Below are 18,718 nucleotides of genomic sequence, written 5' to 3' on the forward strand. Positions count from 1 at the left end.
AGCGAGTGACATGCGGCAAACGCATGGGGCTCATGCCGACATGAGGAGGACGCATGACCGTCTCGGTCCAGCAACTGCGCGCGTTCGTCGCCACGCTCGACGCCGGGTCCTTCACCGCGGCGGCCGCCGCGCTGGGCGTCGGGCAGTCCGCGGTGTCCCACGCCGTCGCCGGGCTCGAACGCGAGGTCGGTGGACCCGTGGTGCGCCGCGGCACGGTCGCCGCCGCCACACCGCTGGGCGACCGCCTGCTGGCCCACGCCCGCAGCGTGCTCGCCTCGGTCGAAGCCCTGGAGGCGGTGGTCCGGCCCGCCACGGCGCGCGGCACCGTGCGCCTCGCCGCCGTCCCCACCGTCTGCCAGGGCCTGCTGCCGCGGCTCCGCGAGCTGTGGGCGGTGACCCTTCCGGACGTCGACGTGCAGGTCTACGAGGGCGACGACGACGAGATGCCGGAGTGGCTCGAGGCCGGCACCGTCGACGCCGCCGTGCTCGTCGACCCGTCGCCGGCACCAGCGGGTGGCGTGGTCGTGGCGCGGGACGAGATGGCCGCCGTGATCCGCCGTGACCACCCCCTCGCCGAGCTGCCCGCGCTCACCCTCGACGACCTGCACGAGGACGGCCTGGTGGCGGGCGGCGGCGGCTGCGAGTACCAGGTCCAGAAGCTGCACGAGCTCGACGGCCGCCCGTTCCGCTACGCCCACCGGGTACGGGAGATGAGCACGATGTTCGGGATGATCCAGCGGGGCGAGGGTGTGTCGATCGTGCCGACCCTGGGCCGCGGGATGCTGCCGCCCGACCTCGTGATGATCCCGATGGCCCGGCGGCTCGAACGGACCCTGGTGCTGAGCGGCCCGTCGTCCCGTGCGTGGCACCCGTTGGCGCGGGCACTGGTGGACGCGGTCTGAGACGGACGGTCCCCTGGTCAGGCAGCTCCGGCAGCTCCGGCAGCTCCGGCAGCTCCGACCTTCGGCGGATCCGCTCGTCCCGACGGCTCCCTAGGCTCGGGGCATGACCTCGACCGCGCTCCCCGCCGTGCCGCTCGGGCAGCGTGTGTGGTCCCAGACCTGGCGTGTCGCCGTCGCGGCCCTGACCGGGCTCCTCACCGCGGGGCTCGTGTGGCCGTCGATGGACACCCGCGGCTGGAGCGACCTGCACGTCGGCGCACTGATCCTCGGCGACGTGGGGGCCGGTCTGGTCGCCCTCGTCCTCCTGCCGTTCCGGCACCGGGCACCGCTGGTGATCACGGTCGTCATCGGCGCCCTCAGCTCGGTGTCGACGCTGGCCGTCGGCGCAGCCGGACTCTCCCTCGTGTCACTCGCCACCCGGCGTCGAGCCGTGGAACTCGCCGTCGCCGGCGCGGTGCTGCTCGGCGCCACACTGCTCTACGACGTCGTCCTGGCACCCCCCGTGGATGACATGCCGCTCTGGCAGATCATGCTCGTGGGCCTCGTCGGCATCGCCCTGCTCGTCGCGATCGGCATCGGGATCGGACAGCGCCGGGCCCTGCTGCTGTCCCTGCGCGAGCGCGCGGCCCTGCTCGAACGCGACCAGCAGCTGCGCGAGGACCGTGCCCGCGAGCAGGAGCGCGCCCACATCGCCCGCGAGATGCACGACGTCCTCGGCCACCGGCTGTCCCTGGTCGCGCTGCACGCCGGTGCGCTCGAGTACCGCGGTCCGGGGCTCACCCCCGACGAGACCGCCGCGGCGGCCGGGGTCGTGCGGGCCGAGGCGCACTCCGCGCTCACCGACCTGCGCGACGTCCTCGGGGTGTTGCGCGACCCCGCGGCGAACGGCGCCGACGAGGTGACCGGCACCGCGCCTCCGCAGCCGACGCTCGTCGACCTGCCCGGCCTGCTCGACCAGGCGCGTTCCGGCGGTGCGACCGTCCGGGCGCGCATCGACACCGACGGCACGGCGGTGCCGACGGCCGTGGGGCGACACGCCTACCGGATCGTGCAGGAGTCGCTGACGAACGCCCGCAGGCACGCCCCCGGAGAGCTCGTCGACGTCGTCGTCGAGACCGTCCCCGGCCCGGCGATCCGGGTGGTGGTCTCGAACACGCTGGCCGCCGGACCTGCGCCCGCGGGCGACTCCCGGCACACGGCCGGGCACGGCCTGCGCGGGCTCGCCGAACGCGCCCGTCTCGTCGGCGGGAGCTTCCGCGCCGGCAGCGACGACGGACGCGTGCACGTGGTCGAGGCGGTGCTGCCGTGGACCCCGTGACCGCTCCCGTCCGCGTCGTCCTGGTCGACGACGACCAGCTCGTGCGCGTCGGGCTCCGCATGCTGCTCAGCGGCGACGACGGCCTGGTGGTGGTGGGCGAAGCGGGCGACGGGCTCGAGGCCGAGGGCGTCATCGCGTCGACCGCGCCCGACGTCGTGCTCATGGACATCCGGATGCCCCGGTGCGACGGACTCGTCGCCACCGAACGCGAACTGCGCCGACGACCCGACCTGGCCGTCCTGGTGCTGACGACCTTCGAGGGGGACGACCTCGTGCTCGGAGCGCTGCAGGCCGGCGCCCGTGGGTTCCTGCTCAAGGACACCCCGCCGCACGAACTCGTGCAGGCCGTGCGGACCGTCGCGGCCGGGCGCTCGATCCTGTCCCCGTCCGTGCTCGACCGGGTCATCGCGTTCGCGGCCGGGCCCCGCTCGGACCAGACAGCCGGTCGTCCTGGCGGCGGACCGGCCGGGCCTCGGGCCGGCGCCGCTCCGGACGGAGCCGAGGAGCGCCGGCTCCTCGCCCTGCTGACCGAGCGGGAGCGGGAGGTCGCGCTCGCCGTGGCGAACGGGGCGTCCAACGCGCAGATCGCCGCCGACCTGTACGTGGGCCTGGCCACCGTGAAGACGCACGTCGGGCACGTGTACGAGAAGTTCGGCGTCGAGAACCGGGTGCAGCTGGCACTCGTCGTGCACGCGGCCCGGCGGGGAGAGCCGAGCGCGTGACCGGTCGCCGGGTGACCGGTGACCGGGTCGCCGGGTGACCGGGTGACCGTCGGCTGAACGGTCGACGGTGCCCCCTCGGCAGGATGGGCCGATGGCCGAGACGCACGTGAAGACGTTCACCACCGCGGACGAAGCGGCAGCCGAAGCCGCCGGGCTCGCCTGGCTCGCCGAGGCGGAGGACACCGGAGGCACCCGCATCGCCCGTGTGCTGGGGCGCCCGACCCCGACCGTGCTCGACCTCGAGCTGATCTCCGACGGTTCCCCCACCGCCGCCCAGGCGGAGCGGTTCGGCCGCTCCCTCGCGCACACGCACGCCGCCGGCGCCGATCACTGGGGTGCACCGCCCACCGGGTGGACCCGCGGTGCGGCGCTGCGGATGGGCCGCTCGCGCACGCCGTTCGTCGCGGCCGATCGGGCACCGACGACCTGGGGCGAGTTCTTCGCCGAGTACCGCATCCGTGACTTCGTCCGCCGCATCGTCGACGCCGGCGGGTTCGACCACGCCGAGGCCGCCGTGTTCGAACGGGTCGCCTCGCGCGTGCAGGACGGCACGCTCGGGTCGCCGCAGCCCGCGCTCGTCGGGGACGGACCCGCGCGCCTGCACGGCGACCTGTGGGCCGGCAACGTCCTCTGGCCGACGGACTCGTCCGAACCGACCAGCGCCGTGCTCATCGACCCGATCGCCCACGGCGGGCATGCGGAGACCGACCTGGCACTGCTCGGGCTGTTCGGGCTCCCCCGGCTCGAGACGGTGCTCGCCGCCTACGACCGGGAGTCACGGCTGGCCGACGGCTGGCAGGAGCGCGTCGAGCTCCACCAGCTCGCGCCGCTGCTGCTGCACGTGTTCCTGTTCGGCGGCTCGTACACCGGGGCCGCACTCCGAGCAGCGCAGCGGTACGCCTGACCCCTCGCACCGTGCGAGGGGCGCCGCATGAACGGTGCGAGGTTCCACACTCCGTGCGACCCCGCGTGCCTCGCACCGAGTGCGGAACCTCGCACCACGGCAGACCGCACCCTCGCACCGTGCGAGGGGGCAGCACGCGGTGCTGCGGAAGCTTCGTGAGCAGAAGACGTCGGGTGCCGCGACCGCACTCGACATCTCCTGCTCACCGAGTGCCGCCCGGGCCGCATACTGGTCGGAGAACGCCGGACGAGGAGGCCCCGTGACGAACGCGTACGACAAGCTCCCGGGCCGCCCGGACCCCGCCGACCTGGTGGTCGAGGTCCCGGCGTTCGAGGACGACCGCCCCCAGCCGGAACCCGCTCCGCCTGCAGCGGCGCCGGAGCTCGTGGCCGCGACCGAGTTCGCGCGGTCCTCGCACGCACCGCCCACGATCCGTCGGACGCAGATGCGGGCGGGCGCGTGGATCGCGGGCGTCCCGATCGCGGCGCTCGTGGTCGTCGCGATCGTGCAGATCCTGCTGCCCCGCTGACCGAGAGCGCGACCGAGCGGAGCGGGGCGCTCGGACGCCTTCTCACGTGCTCAGCGACACCTCACGCACAGCCGACGGCGTGAGGTGTCGCTGAGCACGAAATCCGGGCGTGGTCCGGATCGTCAGACGATCGACCAACGTCGAGCCCCATCCCGTGCATCCGCGTCGGAGCGCACGCAGGCTGGGTCCTGTCCGAGCAAGACGACCCGAACGGGTCACCACTGCAGAGATGGGAAACACGATCATGAACTCGTTCAAGCGCAAGTCCGTGAAGCTCCTCGCCGGCACCGCCCTCGGTGGCGCCGTCATCGCCGGGGCGTTCGTCGCAGCCCCCGCGCAGGCCGCCGAGCCCGCGCCGCCCAGCACCTCGTCGTCCGTCGGCGGCAACGTCAACGTCAACCTCGACCCGGTCGCGATCGTCAATGCGATCAAGGACGCCGTCAACGACCAGAGCGATCGTGGCGGTGCCGTGCAGGCGGCGCTCGACGTCGGCTACTGGAACGCCGGCAACCCCGACCGCCTCACCGTCGCGGTGGTCAACAAGAACCAGGACATCACCGTCGAGGGCGACGTCGCGGACGCCCAGTCGATCGACATCAAGGGTGGCAACTACGTCATCTACTGGTTCAAGGGCCCCGGCAAGGTCACCAACAACGGTGACGGCGGCTGGCTGAACTGGGGTGTGTTCGGCAACATCGAGCGCATCGACAACGTCATCCACGTCAACGGCGGCTGACTCCTCCGTTCGTCGGCGACGCCCCCTGGGACCTCGGTCCCAGGGGGCGTCGCCGGTGCTGTCAGCGTCCGGGAGCGTCGTCGTCCGCCCGCGCCGCTTCGATCGCCGACGGCCGGTTGCGTGCAGCCAGCCTGAAGTCCCTCCGAGACCGGATCCAACCCCGGACGAAGGCGACCGACACCAGCGCCGTCCGGTTCGGTGCGTTCCAGGACTTCATCAGCCGGCCGAGGTGCCAGGCGACGGCCTGTCGGCTGTAGGCGGTCTCCTTGGCGATGGCGTCGTTCGAGAGCCCGCGGGCGGCGAGCGCCAGCATCCGCTCCTCGGTCTCGTCCAGGCCGGGCGCCGACGCCACCAGGTCGATGTCGTCGGTGCCGAGTGCTGTCGTCGCGTCCGCCGACGCCCCTCCGCGGTGCTGCGCCCAGGCCTCCGCCCAGCACGAGCCGAGTTCGTGCGCCACGAGTGATGCCCGGCTCATCGCGAGCATCGTCCGGCCGGCATGGTCGATCGTCGTCGCGTGCTCGCGGGTGGCCGTGTGCATGACGAGGGCGAAGACACGGATCGCGGGCAGGGCGCCGCGGAGCACGACCGAGACGTCGACCTGCGGATCGTCGGCGCTGGCGGCTGCGACCTCGCGGAGCCGGACCAGGCACTCCGGATCGAGTGGTTCCCCACGCTCGACCGCGCGCAGTGCCGCGGGGAGCACGAGCGGGACGATCTGCTCGTACCGACGCCGGAGCCAGTCGTGCCCGTCGGGTCGGATCCCGTGCAACGGTGGCGCGAGCAGCAGCTCCGTGAACTCCGGGCACCGCTCGTCGAGCGCCAGCCCCAGCCGCTCCCCGGGGAGCAGCACGGCCGTCCGTCGTGCGTCGTCGCGCTCGGTCGTCATCGTGCGTCGACCGTATCCGGACAACAGGTGTCGTGTCCGCTGCGTTCACGTGGTGTTCGTTCTCACCCGGGCCACAGCGCTCCGCCTCGGTGTGGAGATCTCGGTGCTGGCGGCAGCCAACCCGGTGGCGACGGGCGTGCGGTTCGTGTCGTCTGAGGCGTGGGTGTTCCGCGGGCGCAGACGACCGGAGCCATCCGCCCCGGTACCACCACCTCGGCGGGCCTACCGGGTGCGAGCAGCACGGCACCTGCCCGCCGCGTCGCCCATCCGGTGCGAGGTCGTCCGCTCCGTGCGGCGCTGCGACCTCGCACCGAGTGATCGACCCCGCACCAGCCGGAGACCCCCGCGCCGCGCCCCGCACCACCCGTGTTGCACGGTCGGTATACCAAGCCGTAGCATCGCCCTACCGCACCACCACCCCACAGGGCCCGACTGCCACCATCGGTCTGCCCGCGGCGAGCGCTCCATCGATGCAGCCCGCGCCGTCCGCTGCCGGCAACGCCCCACTGGACCCGCACGTGAACCCCACCTCTTTCGGTCTCTACGACCCTGCCCGCGAATCGAGCGATTGCGGCGTCGGTTTCATCACCCGTCTCGACGGGACGCCGAGCCACGACGTCATCCGCAAGGGCGACGAAGCGCTGTGCTCCATCCCGCACCGCGGCGGCAAGTCCGCCGAGGGTGTCGGTGACGGCGCCGGCGTCAGCATCGACCTGTCGGTGGAGTTCTTCAGCGCCATCACCGGCGAGCAGCTGCGCGCCGGGCACTTCGGCGTCGCGAACTGCTTCGTGCCGAGCAGCGACGGAGCCGACGGCACCGACGAGCGCGCCCGCGCCGAGCAGACCGTCACGGACGCCATCACGGCCGAGGGCTTCGAACTGCTGCTGGTCCGTGACGTCCCGGTGGACCACTCCGTCGCGCGCCCCGAGGCCGAGCAGTACCAGCTGCCGATCGTGCAGTGGGTCTTCCGTGCTCCGTCCGACTGGGACCGCACCGAGGTCGACGCCGCCGCGAACCGCGCCCTGCTCGCCATCGAGGCGGTCTCCTACGCCCAGGCAGCCGCCGAGCGCGCCGAGCACGCCGCCCTGTACCCGCTGTCGCTCAGCGCCCGGACCCAGATCCTGAAGGGCCGGCTGAACTCCGGCGAGGTGATCGGGTACTTCACCGACCTGCGCGACCCCCGGCACTCGGTGCGGACGCTGTACTTCCACACCCGGTTCTCGACGAACACCGAGCCGCACCCGACGATGGCGCAGCCGTTCCGCCTGATGGCGCACAACGGCGAGCTGAACACCGACCGTAAGAACCGGCTGTCGGACGAGGCGCTCGCGCGGGCCCGCACCCGGAGCATCGTGCGTCCGCCCGGGCAGTCGGACTCGAGCCGACTCGACCAGACCCTGCAGAGCCGCGTGTTCGACGACGGGCTCGAGATCATCGAGGCCGTGGTCTCGCTCATGCCGCCGGCGTGGGAGAACGACCGCACCCTGACCCCGGACGTCCGGGACATGCTCGAGTACTTCTCGCTGTACGAGGAGAAGAACGACGGTCCCGCCGCCGTGATCTTCAGCGACGGCGACGTCGTCGGCGCCCGCCTGGACCGCCTGGGCCTGCGCCCGCTGCGCACCGTCGAGACGGCCGAGTACCTGATGGTGTCGTCCGAGGCCGGCCAGGTCGAGTTCGACGCCGACGAGGTCGTGCACCGCGGCCGCATCGAGGCCGGCGGCATGCTCGTCGTCGACCACCGCACCGGCACCCGCATGCGCACGGGCGAGGTGCTGCACATGCTCGCGGCCCGCCGTGACTACGGCACCCTGCTCGACGCCGCCCGCGTGAACCTGGACGACGTGCCCGCTCCGGACTACGAGCGCACGACGTCCACCCTGGGCTACGACGGCGACCTGTCGCTCGCGGGCCGGTACGTGGCGTACTCGCTGAACCAGGAGAGCTTCCGGTTCATGCTCGACCCGATGCTGCAGAACGGGTCGGAGCGCATCTCGGCGATGGGCTACGGCAACGCGATCAACGCCCTGAGCGACACCGAGGGCGGCATGGCGAAGTACTTCTCGCAGCGCTTCGCCCAGGTGACGAACCCGCCGCTCGACTCGATCCGCGAGGCCGACGGGATGTCGATGCGCGTGGCACTCGGCGCGAAGCCGGACGGCACGGGCACCACGGGGCGTCAGCTGGTCGTGCAGTCGCCGATCCTCGGGCACCTCGACATGGTGCGGCTGCGCGAGCAGGACATCGTGCCGCTCGAGCGCTTCGACATGCTCTACGTGCCGGTGCCCGCCGACGAGCAGGCCAACGCCGACGCGATGCGCGGCGCGCTGGACGCGCTGTGCGACGCGATCGAGGCGTTCGCGGCGCGCGGTGGCGGGATCGCGGTCGTGACCGACCGCGAGGTGTCGTCGACCCATGCGCCCCTCCCCGTGATCCTGGCCGTGGCCGCCGTCAACCAGCGGCTCATCGAGACCGGTCTGCGCCTGCGGGTGTCCGTCGTCGCGGAGAGCGGTCAGCTGCCATCGTCACACCACGTCGCGACCGCGCTGGGCTTCGGTGCCGCCGCTGTGTACAGCTTGAGCGCTCGGCTGCGCGCGGAGGAGAAGTACCCCGCCGCACCCGCACCCGCCGGCGAGCTGACCGCGACCGACCTGGCGCTCAAGCAGTTCCGCAAGGCCGCCGAGAAGGCCCTGGCGAAGACCATGGGCCGCGTCGGCCTGTGCACCGCCGAGAGCTACATCGGTGGCGAGTTCTTCGAGCCGAACTACCTCGACACCGGCGACGACGTGCTCGCGCGGATCTTCCCGCACATGCAGGCACCGGTCGGCGGCGTCGGCTTCGCGCGCATCGCCCAGGCGGCGACGGACTGGCACGAGCGTGCCCGCTCGGTGGCGTCCGAGGGCCAGGTCCCGCTGCTCGGCCTGTTCAAGGAACGCTCCGACGGCGCCGGTCACTCGTTCGGCGTCGCGAGCGTCCGCGGGTTCGGTGGCATGACCGAGGAGCGCCCGGCCTTCGAACGCTCCGGCGACTCGGACGCGCTGCGCCTGCTCACGCTCGGCCAGCTCGACGACTCGTTCGGCATCACCGACGCCGCGTACCGGAACACCGGGTACGACCGGCTGAGCGACGCCGAGATCGACGCGCACCGCATCACGCCGGGCTACGTCACCTTCCTGCAGACGACCCACGACGAGCGGTCCCGCCGCCCCGCAGCGCTCCGCGACGTGCTCGCGCTGCCCGCGGACGTCACCGGCATCGACACGGCCGAGGACTTCGCCCGCGAGCTCGGCCGCTTCTCGACGAGCGGCAACGCCAGCGTCACCGTGCGCGGGCTCTCCGGCTCGCGTCCGTCGGACGACCAGGACCTGCCGGGAGGCACGGAGCGGTTCCGCCTGGAGCTCACGTCGACGGGGACCACGGGTGCACTGCGCCACGCGGCCCTGGCGGACGGCCTCGCGCTGCTCCACCCCGGACAGATCGACGTCGACGCCGTCGACGACACCGGGGTGACGCTCCGCGCCACCGGTGCGGCCGTCGCCCTGCTCGCGCTGCTGCAGAGCGCCCCGGCGAGCGTCGGCCTCGACGAGGTGCAGCCGGCCCACGAGATCACCCGGACCCTGGCGTCCGGCGCGATGAGCCACGGCGCGCTCGTCGCCACCGCCCACGAGGCCGTCGCGCACGGTACGAACATGGTCGGTGGCATGTCGAACAGCGGTGAGGGCGGCGAGCACCACTCCCGCTACGGCACCATCCGCGGCTCGCGCATCAAGCAGTTCGCCTCGGGCCGGTTCGGCATCTGGGCCGGCTACCTCGCCGACCCCATGCTCGAGGAGCTCGAGATCAAGATCGGCCAGGGCGCGAAGCCCGGCGAGGGTGGCCAGCTGCCCGCGCCCAAGGTCACGGTGGACATCGCCGCGGCCCGTGGTGGCACGCCCGGCGTCGAGCTGATCTCGCCGCCGCCGCACCACGACACGTACTCGATCGAGGACCTCGCGCAGCTCATCCACGACTGCAAGGCCGCCCGCGTCCGGGTGATCGTGAAGCTCGTCTCGTCCGAGGGCATCGGCACCATCGCGGTCGGCGTCGCGAAGGCCGGCGCCGACGTGATCAACGTCGCGGGCAACACCGGCGGCACCGGCGCCGCGGCCGTCACCAGCCTGAAGTACGCCGGCCGCTCCGCGGAGATCGGCGTCGCCGAGGTGCACCAGGCCCTGGTCGCGAACGGCCTGCGCCAGAAGGTCACGCTCCGCTGCTCGGGTGCGCACCAGACCGGCAGCGACGTCGTCACGAGCGCCCTGCTCGGCGGCGACAGCTTCGAGTTCGGCACGACCGCGCTCATGATGCTCGGCTGCGTGATGGCGAAGAACTGCAACGTGAAGTGCCCGGCGGGCCTGACCACGAACGCCGAGGCGTTCGAGGGCGACCCCCGCGCGCTCGCGCAGTACCTGCTCAACATCGCCCACGACGTGCGGCAGATCCTGGCCCGTCTCGGCCTGCGCTCCCTGCGCGAGGCCCGCGGCCGGACCGACCTGCTGCAGCTTCTGGACCACCCGGCGAGCGTCGGCCGGCTCGACGCCCGTGCCCTGCTCGCCCAGGTGCCCGAGAAGATCGTCGCGGACCCGGAGTACCTGGAGAAGGACTTCCACACCGACGACGCCCTGCTCGAGCGCGTCCGCACCGCCCTCGTCGACCACGCGCAGGAGCACGTGCTCGTGCACGGCGTGCTGCTCGGCAACGCCGACAAGTCGGTCGGTGGCCAGCTCGGCATCGACCTCGAGCGTCTGCTCAACCACGAGCTCGGCGCAGAGGACGTGCAGGGCCTGCCCGCCGTGACGACGGACGACCGCGGACGCCGCCGGCTGGTGGACGGCGCGGTCACGATCCGCACGCAGGGATCGGCCGGGCAGTCCTACGGCGTCTTCAACAACGACGGCGTCGTGCTCGAGCACACCGGCACCGCGAACGACGGTGTCGGCAAGAGCCAGAGCGGCGGACGGATCATCGTCCGCGCCCCCGGTGGCGGCAGCGCCGCACAGGGCGGCAACGTGCTGGTCGGCAACTTCGCGCTGTTCGGGGCCACCGGCGGCCGCACCTTCGTCGAGGGCGAGGCCGGCGACCGGTTCGCCGTCCGCAACTCCGGCGCGACCGCCGTCGTCGAGGGCCTCGGCGACTTCGGCTGCGAGTACATGACCGGCGGCGCCGTGTTCAACCTCGGCGCGTTCGGCAAGGGCCTCGGCAACGGCATGTCCGGCGGGTTCCTGTACCAGTACGACCCCTCCGGCCAGGTCGCCGAGCGTGCCAGCACGGACTCGCTCCTGGTGTTCCCGGTCACCGACACCGAGCGCGGTGCGTTCCACGAGGCCGCCGCCCGCCTGCTGCTCGCGTGGCACCTCGAGGCGACGGGTTCGGCCCTGGCCGAGCGGCTGCTCGCCGAGTGGGACACCGCCCGCGCGCACGTGTACGTCGGCATGCCGCGTGCCCTGCTGCTCACGCAGGACGCCGGCGAGATCCTCGCGGCGGCGACCCGGCCCGAGCTCCTCGACGAGCTCGCGACCTCGATCGCCACCGACAAGCTCCGCGCGTTCAAGCTCGACTACCGCGACCAGCGCACGGTGCTCGACGGCCGCGCCCCGGCGCTCGGCGACCAGGGCGAGGACATGTTCTCGCTGCTGTCGTCGTACACGGTGCTCGGGGTCGCCCAGGACGTCGCCCTCGAGCGCGTCCCGGGTGCGCTCGGCGCCGCCGACCCGCGGGTCGCCGAGGCCGTCAAGAACCTCGTGCTCACCGAGGACTTCTCCGTCAAGCAGCGCGTCGTGAAGTACCTGCGCGGCACGCTCGACCGGTTCGCCGACGACCAGCTCGCCACGCTCATCGCGATCAAGCGGCTCGACGACTACAAGCGCGCGCTCACGCAGCGGAACAACCGCAGCATGGACGCGCCGGGCACCACGGGGTGGATCATGCACCAGAACGCCAAGAACGACGGCCGCGTCCGCGAGGCCCGCTTCGACGAGCTGCTCGCCACCGCAGCGCTCGAGGACATCGCCCGCCGTGCACCGCAGGCGCCGACCGAGGCGGTGACCGCGTGAGCCTGCTCCCCCCGACCGGGTCGCTGATCCCCGTCGACGCACCGTTCTCGGCCGCCCAGGAGTCCTGGCTCGCCGGGTTCATCGCGGGCATCGCCGCCGCCGGCAAGAAGGTCGCAGCCAGCGCGCCCACGACGACGATCGACGTGCTCTTCGGCACCCAGACCGGCAACGCCGAGTTCCTGGCCGACGAGCTCGTCGCCGGCGCGAAGGCCCGCGGACTCGGCGGTCGTGCCAGTGCGCTCGACGCCGTCACCCCCGAGCAGCTCGCCGAGATGTCGCACGTGCTCGTCGTCACCTCGACCTACGGCGAGGGCGAGATGCCCGACAACGCCGGGCTGTTCTGGGACGCGATCCAGGCGAGCACCGTGCCGCGGCTCGAGGGGCTGCAGTACGCCGTCCTGGGCCTCGGCGACACGAGCTACGACGAGTTCTGCCAGGCCGGCAAGCTCCTCGACACCCGCTTCGAGCAGCTCGGCGCGACCAGGATCCACGACCGCGTCGACTGCGACGTCGACTTCGAGGACCCGGCCGCGCTGTGGACCGCGGCGGTCCTCGACCGCCTCGCCGCCGAGGCCGGCGCGACTGCCGCACCCGGCGCGACCACGGGCGGTGGTGCCGGCGACGGTGCCGGCGCGACCGGCGGGGCGGGCGCGAGCCGTGCCTCCCGGCCGGGGTCGCAGTGGAACAAGCGCAACCCGTACCCGTCGCGCCTGGTCGAGAACCGGCTGCTCTCCTCGCCGCGCAGCGCGAAGGAGATCCGGCACTACGAGTTCGACCTCGGCGACTCGGGCATCGAGTACGCGGCCGGCGACGCCCTGGCGGTCGTGCCGGTCAACGACGAGGTCTTCGTGGCGGACCTGCTCGAGCAGGTCGGCGCGAACGGCGGCGAGGCGTTCGACGGCCGGCCGATCACCGAGGTCCTGCGGACCGACCGTGAGATCCGGACGCCCTCGAAGGACCTCATCGCCGACCTGGTGCAGCGCGCGCCGTCGAGCGAGCTCGCGGCCGTCGTGGCGCACGGCGACAAGCACGAGCTGGACCGCTGGCTCTGGGGACGCGACGTCCTCGACCTGCTCCGCGACGCCGGCCCGGCCGCCCCGGGACTCGACGAGCTGCTGCCGAACCTGCGGCCGCTGCAGGCGCGGCAGTACTCGATCTCCTCGAGCCCGCTGGCCCACCCGGACCGCATCCACCTGACCATCGCGTCGGTGCGCTACGGCGACCCGCACCGGATGTACGCCGGTGTGGCGTCGACGTTCCTGGCCGACCGGGTCGACCCGGACGGCACCGTCGACGTCTACCTGCAGCCGAACGCGTCGTTCGGGGTCCCGGCGGACGAGTCGGCCCCGATGATCATGATCGGCCCGGGCACCGGTGTCGCGCCGTTCCGCGGGTTCCTGCACGAGCGCGCGGTGTCCGGGGCGACCGGGCGCAACTGGCTGTTCTTCGGCGACCAGCACCGGGACACCGACTTCGTGTACCAGGACGAGCTCACCGAGCTGCAGGAACAGGGCGTGCTCGACCGCCTCGACCTGGCGTTCTCGCGCGACCAGGCCGAGAAGGTCTACGTGCAGACGCGGATGCTCGAGCGCTCGTCGGAGCTCTTCGACTGGCTCGAGGACGGCGGCCACGTGTACGTCTGCGGCGACGCCTCACGCATGGCGAAGGACGTCGAGGCCGCGCTGCTCCAGGTCATCCGGACCGGACGCGGGCGCGGCGAGGACGACGCGCAGGCGTACCTGGCCGACATGCGTCGCGCGAAGCGGTACGTGCGCGACGTCTACTGAGCCGCACACGGACCCCGGGTCCGCATCCAGACGTGATGAGTCCGCCCCGGCCACGGAACCCGAATCCGATGGCCGGGGCGGTCCCGGAGGAGCGCCGGTCGATGGGGGCGGACCGGCGGGCCCTGCAGCGTGACGCACGCGTCCTCGACGCACGTGCAGCGAGTCCCCTGATCCGGGACTCGCGTCCCTCGCGATTCTCGGCGACCGGTGGTTGGTCGGCACCGGACTCGCTGTGCGTCACGAGCTGTTCGGGTTCCCCTCCTGCCGCGGACACTGCCAGCACCGGCTGCCCGAGCAGGCCGGTACGGGGGGACGACAGTGAGCCGCGGTACGCAAACGGTACGATGGTGGACAGTCTGAACGAAACCCGTTGACCGGGATCAGCGCACTGTGCTATCGCCCCCCGGGATCAGCGCGCGGTGCTCCCGCTCGGCGTCCCCGAGGCGTCGTCCGCGTCGCCGGGTGCCACCGCCCGCGACCACGCGGAGTCGGCCGCCGTGCTGGTGTCCGCCGGTTCCGGCGTCAGCACGAGCCCCGACCCCGAGGTGGCCGAGGCGTAGAGGTCCTCGAGCCAGCTGCGGTTGATCGACGGCACCCGGCTGCCGGTGAACTTGAAGTGCAGGCTCACGTTGGGGTGCAGCCAGATCGTGCTGCGACCGTTGCCGTGGACGACGTCGTCCTTCCACGAGAACGCGAAGCGGTGGTCACGCCGGAGCATGTTGACGATGACGATCTGCAGGTGCGTGAGCGCGCGGTCGTCGATCCGCAGGTCGAGCGGTCTTCCGTCGTAGATGAGCTGCCCCATGGCTCCTTCTACTCCTGCGCTCCGGTGTGCGCGAGGCCGGACGCCCAGGTGGTGATGGCGCGGTCGAACCAGACGGCGTCGACGTTGCGCTCCCAGGCGTGCTCGGCCGGCTCGCTGACCGCCAGTGTCACCGTGCCGGGGTGGGCGTCGGCGAACTCCTGACTGGCCGAGAACGGCACCGTGGTGTCGCCGGTGGAGTGGATGAGCAGGGTCGGTGGCAGCTGTCGGGGTGCGTGCAACCAGGACAGCGCGTGCACGTCGACCGGCGAGCGCAACCCCACCAGCCGGCAGAGGACCGGTGTCGCCATCGCCCCGAGGGCAGCGCCCACCACAGGGCCGGGCAGCCCCGCGCGACGGGCCTGGGACCGGACGGTGACGGCCCAGTCCAGTGCCGGGGCGACGAGCACGATCCCGGCCAGGCGGTCACGGTGCGCCGAACGGGCGAGGAGTTCGTGCGTGATCGTCGCGCCCATCGACCACCCCACGAGGACGAGCCGTTCGGCGCCGTTCGCGACGGCGTGGTCGAGCGCCACTTCGACGTCAGCCCACTCGCGCGCGCCGAGGTGCGAGGCCCGGCCTTCCCACGGTGCTTCGCCGTCGCCGCGGAACGACGGGACGATCGAGGTCCAGCCGAGCTCGAGCGCCGCGGGGACGGTCCGGAGCGCGGTGACCCGGGTCGTCCGGATCCCGTGCACGTGGACGGCCCAGGTCAGGGCGGCCGCGGGGTCGGGGCCTACAGCACCGTCCGGCCCGGGCCGCACCACCCACGCGGGTGCCGGCCCCACCGGCGTCGGCAGCGACACCTCGGACCAGTCGACGTCCATCGCCGCCGGGTCCGGGTGCACGTGTCCGCTCCACCGCACCCGTGACGACACCGCGCCGGTCGTCCGCACCACGGCCCGGCGCACGAACCCGGCGGCTTCGTCGACCTCGAGCACCGGCCCGACGGTGGTGTGCCCCGGGCCGTCGTGCCACAACCCGTACTCCCCCGGCCGCACGGTGTCGTCGGTGATCGGCAGCCGGACGGAGTCCGCATCGGACTCGAGCACGGGCGTCCACCGATCGCCACCGGGCAGCACGATCCTGCCGACGACCTTCCGCAGGACGACCAGGACCGCCAGGGACACCGCCGCCAGCACCACGAGCGCTCCGAGCACCCACCACACGATCGTCACGCCGTCATCCTCCGAGGCTCCGGGTCAGGGTCCGTTCCGCCGACCGCACCTGCGCGAGTTCGGCGTCGTCGAGGGTCCGTCCCTGCACCTCGGCGTCGCGGATCGCGATGACCAGGTCGTAGGTCCGGGCCTGCGGGTCCCCCGGCCGCTCGACCGCCCGCACCGCGTGCCGCCGGGCGATGCGGCGCAGGCGTCGGTGGTGCCCGCGGTGGCGCAGGTCACGGCCCCACCGCCGGAACGTCAGCGAGGCCATCGCCACGACGATGAGCACGATGCCGAGGTAGAACGGCGGGTCGAAGGCCAGGCGCAGGCCGTCCCGCACCCCGGCCGGGAAGAGCCCGAAGTGGTCGGCGGTGAGCGAGGCGACCTCGTCGACGCTCGCCACGACGACCAGCGCGAGCCCGACGCGGAACACCACGAGCGCCACCGGGTTCTGCAGCACGCCGCGGCGCAGTGTCGTCGCGGCGATCAGTCCCACGCCCACCATGTAGACGGTCGCGTAGAGCCACATCGGGGTCTGCTCGATCTCGCGCACGATGAAGTGGAAGTCGGTCCCGCCGCGCTCCTCGACCAGCAGGAACGGCACCGTGAAGGCCACGACCACGACGAGCAGCGCGACCGGCCTGGCGAGTACCGGGCGCTCCGGCAGGTCGTCCGTGCTCGCGCGCAGCATCAGCCAGAACGCGACGGTCGCGCAGACGTTCTGCACCAGGTTGATGAGGTTCGAGCCGCCCAGGGCACCGTCGAGCACCGGCTGCGGCACGACGCTGCCGAGGGTCAGGAGCCCGAGCGCCCCGACGCCGGTGGCACCCCAGGCCGCCCGACCACGGGGGTTCCGCAGCACGTACGGCGTGCGGGCGAGGAAGATCAGCGCCGCGAACCAGAAGGCCGCGGCGTGCAGGACGGCCATCAGCCGTAGGCCCGCTCGTCCGCGCCCGTGGCCCCGGCGAGCAGGACCGTCGCGAGCTCGTAGGCGAACCGTTCGGCGAAGTGCTCGTCGTCGTCGGAGATGCTCACGAGCCCGGAGTCGGCGTCGAGCGCTCGACGGCAGACGTGGCCTCCGGCGGCGAACTCGGCCACGGACGACGGGGTGGGGGTGCCGACGTCGCCGTGCACCAGGTGCCCGAGCTCGTGCAGCACGCAGTGCATGCGGTAGAGCGGCGGTGCGTCGGCCGGCACGAGCACCAGGTTCTCGTGCTCGAACTGCGACACGAGCGCGGTGAGCGGACCCCAGCTCGGGCCGTCGACGTCGACGACGCGCGTGGGCTTGCCGACCATCCGACCGACGCCGGTCACCACGTCGGACAGCTGCGGCGCACGGGGCAGGGTGGCGACGAGGGCACGGACGGCACCGGACGCACCCAGCTGCTCCGCCATCGCCCCTCCGATCTCCGCGGCAAGACTACCGGCAGGTCCCCCTTGTGGACGAGACCGCCCGGACGTAACCTACAACCAAATGGTTGTACGAATCGAACTGTCCGACGCCGAGGTCGACCGGGTGTTCCACGCGCTGGCCGACGCGACCCGTCGTGACATCGTCCGGCGCACGCTCGTCGGGTCGTCGTCCGTGAGCGAGCTCGCGGACGCCTACTCGATGTCGTTCGCCGCCGTCCAGAAGCACGTCGCCGTCCTCGAAGGAGCCGGACTCGTGAGCAAGGAGGCCCGCGGCCGCACCCGCATCGTGCGCGCCGAGCCGGAGCAGCTCGACCGGGTCCGTGATCTCCTCGACGCCTACGGCCGCCTCTGGCACAGCCGGATGGACCGCCTGGGCGACCTGCTCGACGGCGACGCGTCCGGACACCCAGCACCAGACGACACCCGACGACACCAGGAGCGATGATGCCCACCACGTCCGTCCACACCGATCCCGACACCCTCTCGATGACCCTCGTCGCCGACTTCCCCGTCCCCGTCGAACGCCTCTGGGCCGCTTTCGCCGACCCACGCCAGCTCGAGCGGTTCTGGGGACCGCCCGGGTTCCCCGCGACGTTCACGACGTTCGACCTGCGCCCCGGCGGCCGTGCCGACTACCGGATGACGTCCCCGCAGGGCGAGCGGTTCCACGCCGTCTGGCAGGTCACCGAGGTCGAGGAGCCCCGTCGCATCGTCTTCCGCGACCTGTTCACCGACCCCCAGGGCACCGTCGACGAGTCACTGCCCGCGGGCGAGACCGTGTTGTCGTTCGGCCCCGTCGACGACGGCTCGCGGGTCACCGTGGTGTCCTCGTTCGCCTCGGCCGCCGACCTCGACGCGATGCTCCAGATGGGCATGCTCGAGGGCTACCAGCAGGCGTTCGGCCAGCTCGACCGGGTGCTCGCCGACCTGCGCGAGTGGGCCCTCGGTGCGGGCACCGAGACCGAGGTCCTCGACGACACCCACGTCCGGATCACCCGGGCGTTCGCGGCGCCGCGGCACCTGCTCTGGCGGGCGCACATCGAGCCCGACCTGTTGCGCCGGTGGCTGCTCGGCCCCGACGGGTGGGAGATGACGGTGTACGAGAACGACCTGACCCCGGGCGGCGCGTTCCGGCAGGCCTGGGCGCCGACGGGTGACACCGAGGGTGAGCCCTTCGGGTTCGAGGGCGAGAACCTCGTCGTCGAACCCGAACGTCGGATGGTGTCGACCGAGCGCATGACCGGGGCGCCCTTCCCGCCGAACACGAACGACCTGCAGTTCGACGAGGACGACGGCGTCACGCTCATGACGCTGCTCGTCACCTACCCGCACCGGGAACAGCGGGACATGATCCTCGCGACCGGCATGACGGAGGGCATGGAGGCCAGCTACCGGCGGCTGGAGCGCGAGGTCCTGTCCGCAGCGTGACCAGCAGACGGACGGGAGGCCCGTGGCGGCGCCGCCACGGGC

General features: G+C 72.7%; 15 protein-coding genes. 10 read left to right on the plus strand and 5 right to left on the minus strand.

Annotated features, from left to right (window positions below):
• Nucleotides 1-53 precede the first annotated feature (53 nt).
• The 6 genes from HQQ79_RS14350 (at nucleotide 54) to HQQ79_RS14375 (ending at nucleotide 5,111) form a co-directional block, all read left to right on the plus strand.
• Complete coding sequence (locus tag HQQ79_RS14350; RefSeq protein ID WP_071247027.1) at nucleotides 54-902, plus strand: LysR family transcriptional regulator; 849 nt, start codon at nucleotides 54-56, stop codon at nucleotides 900-902.
• Nucleotides 903-1,005: 103 nt separating this feature from the next.
• Complete coding sequence (locus tag HQQ79_RS14355) at nucleotides 1,006-2,220, plus strand: sensor histidine kinase (RefSeq protein ID WP_173035114.1); 1,215 nt, start codon at nucleotides 1,006-1,008, stop codon at nucleotides 2,218-2,220.
• On the plus strand, nucleotides 2,208-2,942 hold the full coding sequence (locus tag HQQ79_RS14360) for a response regulator transcription factor (RefSeq protein WP_173035116.1): 735 nt from the start codon (nucleotides 2,208-2,210) through the stop codon (nucleotides 2,940-2,942). Before HQQ79_RS14355 ends, HQQ79_RS14360 begins: the two co-directional genes overlap by 13 nt.
• A 91-nt stretch (nucleotides 2,943-3,033) precedes the next feature.
• Complete coding sequence (locus HQQ79_RS14365) at nucleotides 3,034-3,846, plus strand: fructosamine kinase family protein (protein WP_173035118.1); 813 nt, start codon at nucleotides 3,034-3,036, stop codon at nucleotides 3,844-3,846.
• 139 nt (nucleotides 3,847-3,985) lie between these two features.
• On the plus strand, nucleotides 3,986-4,375 hold the full coding sequence (locus HQQ79_RS14370; protein WP_173035120.1) for a hypothetical protein: 390 nt from the start codon (nucleotides 3,986-3,988) through the stop codon (nucleotides 4,373-4,375).
• A 229-nt stretch (nucleotides 4,376-4,604) separates the two neighbouring features.
• Nucleotides 4,605-5,111 (plus strand): hypothetical protein, encoded by a 507-nt coding sequence (locus tag HQQ79_RS14375; protein ID WP_231495687.1) that lies wholly within the window; start codon nucleotides 4,605-4,607, stop codon nucleotides 5,109-5,111.
• Nucleotides 5,112-5,172: 61 nt separating this feature from the next.
• Here the strand turns inward: HQQ79_RS14375 and HQQ79_RS14380 are convergent, their stop codons facing one another.
• Entirely contained in the window at nucleotides 5,173-5,997 is an 825-nt protein-coding gene (locus HQQ79_RS14380; RefSeq protein ID WP_071247038.1) for a helix-turn-helix transcriptional regulator, read from the minus strand.
• A 518-nt stretch (nucleotides 5,998-6,515) separates the two neighbouring features.
• Here HQQ79_RS14380 and HQQ79_RS14385 point away from each other — a divergent pair.
• Both HQQ79_RS14385 and HQQ79_RS14390 read left to right on the plus strand, forming a co-directional pair.
• On the plus strand, nucleotides 6,516-12,086 hold the full coding sequence (locus HQQ79_RS14385; protein ID WP_173035122.1) for a glutamate synthase-related protein: 5,571 nt from the start codon (nucleotides 6,516-6,518) through the stop codon (nucleotides 12,084-12,086).
• Nucleotides 12,083-13,873, plus strand: coding sequence for a sulfite reductase subunit alpha (locus HQQ79_RS14390; RefSeq protein WP_173035124.1), 1,791 nt, complete (start codon nucleotides 12,083-12,085; stop codon nucleotides 13,871-13,873). The genes HQQ79_RS14385 and HQQ79_RS14390 overlap by 4 nt, the downstream gene beginning before the upstream one ends.
• A gap of 409 nt (nucleotides 13,874-14,282) precedes the next feature.
• Here HQQ79_RS14390 and HQQ79_RS14395 read toward each other — a convergent pair whose 3' ends face one another.
• The 4 genes from HQQ79_RS14395 to HQQ79_RS14410 are packed head-to-tail and all read right to left on the minus strand — an operon-like array spanning nucleotide 14,283 to nucleotide 17,230.
• Nucleotides 14,283-14,678, minus strand: a complete 396-nt coding sequence (locus HQQ79_RS14395; protein WP_071247046.1) for an ATP-dependent DNA ligase — start codon at nucleotides 14,676-14,678, stop codon at nucleotides 14,283-14,285.
• An 8-nt stretch (nucleotides 14,679-14,686) separates the two neighbouring features.
• Nucleotides 14,687-15,853: an alpha/beta fold hydrolase gene (locus tag HQQ79_RS14400; RefSeq protein WP_173035126.1), complete on the minus strand. Its 1,167-nt coding sequence runs from the start codon at nucleotides 15,851-15,853 to the stop codon at nucleotides 14,687-14,689.
• Between the two features lie 4 nt (nucleotides 15,854-15,857).
• Complete coding sequence (locus HQQ79_RS14405) at nucleotides 15,858-16,763, minus strand: hypothetical protein (RefSeq protein ID WP_111058047.1); 906 nt, start codon at nucleotides 16,761-16,763, stop codon at nucleotides 15,858-15,860.
• On the minus strand, nucleotides 16,763-17,230 hold the full coding sequence (locus tag HQQ79_RS14410) for a hypothetical protein (protein ID WP_027466017.1): 468 nt from the start codon (nucleotides 17,228-17,230) through the stop codon (nucleotides 16,763-16,765). The genes HQQ79_RS14405 and HQQ79_RS14410 overlap by 1 nt, the downstream gene beginning before the upstream one ends.
• A 79-nt stretch (nucleotides 17,231-17,309) precedes the next feature.
• Here HQQ79_RS14410 and HQQ79_RS14415 point away from each other — a divergent pair, with 79 nt between their 5' ends.
• Both HQQ79_RS14415 and HQQ79_RS14420 read left to right on the plus strand, forming a co-directional pair.
• On the plus strand, nucleotides 17,310-17,693 hold the full coding sequence (locus HQQ79_RS14415) for a helix-turn-helix transcriptional regulator (RefSeq protein ID WP_071247053.1): 384 nt from the start codon (nucleotides 17,310-17,312) through the stop codon (nucleotides 17,691-17,693).
• Nucleotides 17,693-18,676: an SRPBCC family protein gene (locus tag HQQ79_RS14420; protein ID WP_173035128.1), complete on the plus strand. Its 984-nt coding sequence runs from the start codon at nucleotides 17,693-17,695 to the stop codon at nucleotides 18,674-18,676. The genes HQQ79_RS14415 and HQQ79_RS14420 overlap by 1 nt, the downstream gene beginning before the upstream one ends.
• Nucleotides 18,677-18,718 lie beyond the last annotated feature (42 nt).

This window comes from Curtobacterium sp. VKM Ac-2852, from assembly GCF_013205045.1.
GTDB lineage: Bacteria > Actinomycetota > Actinomycetes > Actinomycetales > Microbacteriaceae > Curtobacterium > Curtobacterium flaccumfaciens.

Coding starts and splice junctions, on each gene's coding strand:
- HQQ79_RS14375 (WP_231495687.1), top strand. CDS start 4,605: ATGGGAAACACGATCATGAACTCGTTCAAGCGCAAGTCCGTGAAGCTC.
- HQQ79_RS14365 (WP_173035118.1), top strand. CDS start 3,034: ATGGCCGAGACGCACGTGAAGACGTTCACCACCGCGGACGAAGCGGCA.
- HQQ79_RS14410 (WP_027466017.1), bottom strand. CDS start 17,230: ATGGCGGAGCAGCTGGGTGCGTCCGGTGCCGTCCGTGCCCTCGTCGCC.
- HQQ79_RS14355 (WP_173035114.1), top strand. CDS start 1,006: ATGACCTCGACCGCGCTCCCCGCCGTGCCGCTCGGGCAGCGTGTGTGG.
- HQQ79_RS14395 (WP_071247046.1), bottom strand. CDS start 14,678: ATGGGGCAGCTCATCTACGACGGAAGACCGCTCGACCTGCGGATCGAC.
- HQQ79_RS14405 (WP_111058047.1), bottom strand. CDS start 16,763: ATGGCCGTCCTGCACGCCGCGGCCTTCTGGTTCGCGGCGCTGATCTTC.
- HQQ79_RS14420 (WP_173035128.1), top strand. CDS start 17,693: ATGCCCACCACGTCCGTCCACACCGATCCCGACACCCTCTCGATGACC.
- HQQ79_RS14380 (WP_071247038.1), bottom strand. CDS start 5,997: ATGACGACCGAGCGCGACGACGCACGACGGACGGCCGTGCTGCTCCCC.
- HQQ79_RS14415 (WP_071247053.1), top strand. CDS start 17,310: ATGGTTGTACGAATCGAACTGTCCGACGCCGAGGTCGACCGGGTGTTC.
- HQQ79_RS14350 (WP_071247027.1), top strand. CDS start 54: ATGACCGTCTCGGTCCAGCAACTGCGCGCGTTCGTCGCCACGCTCGAC.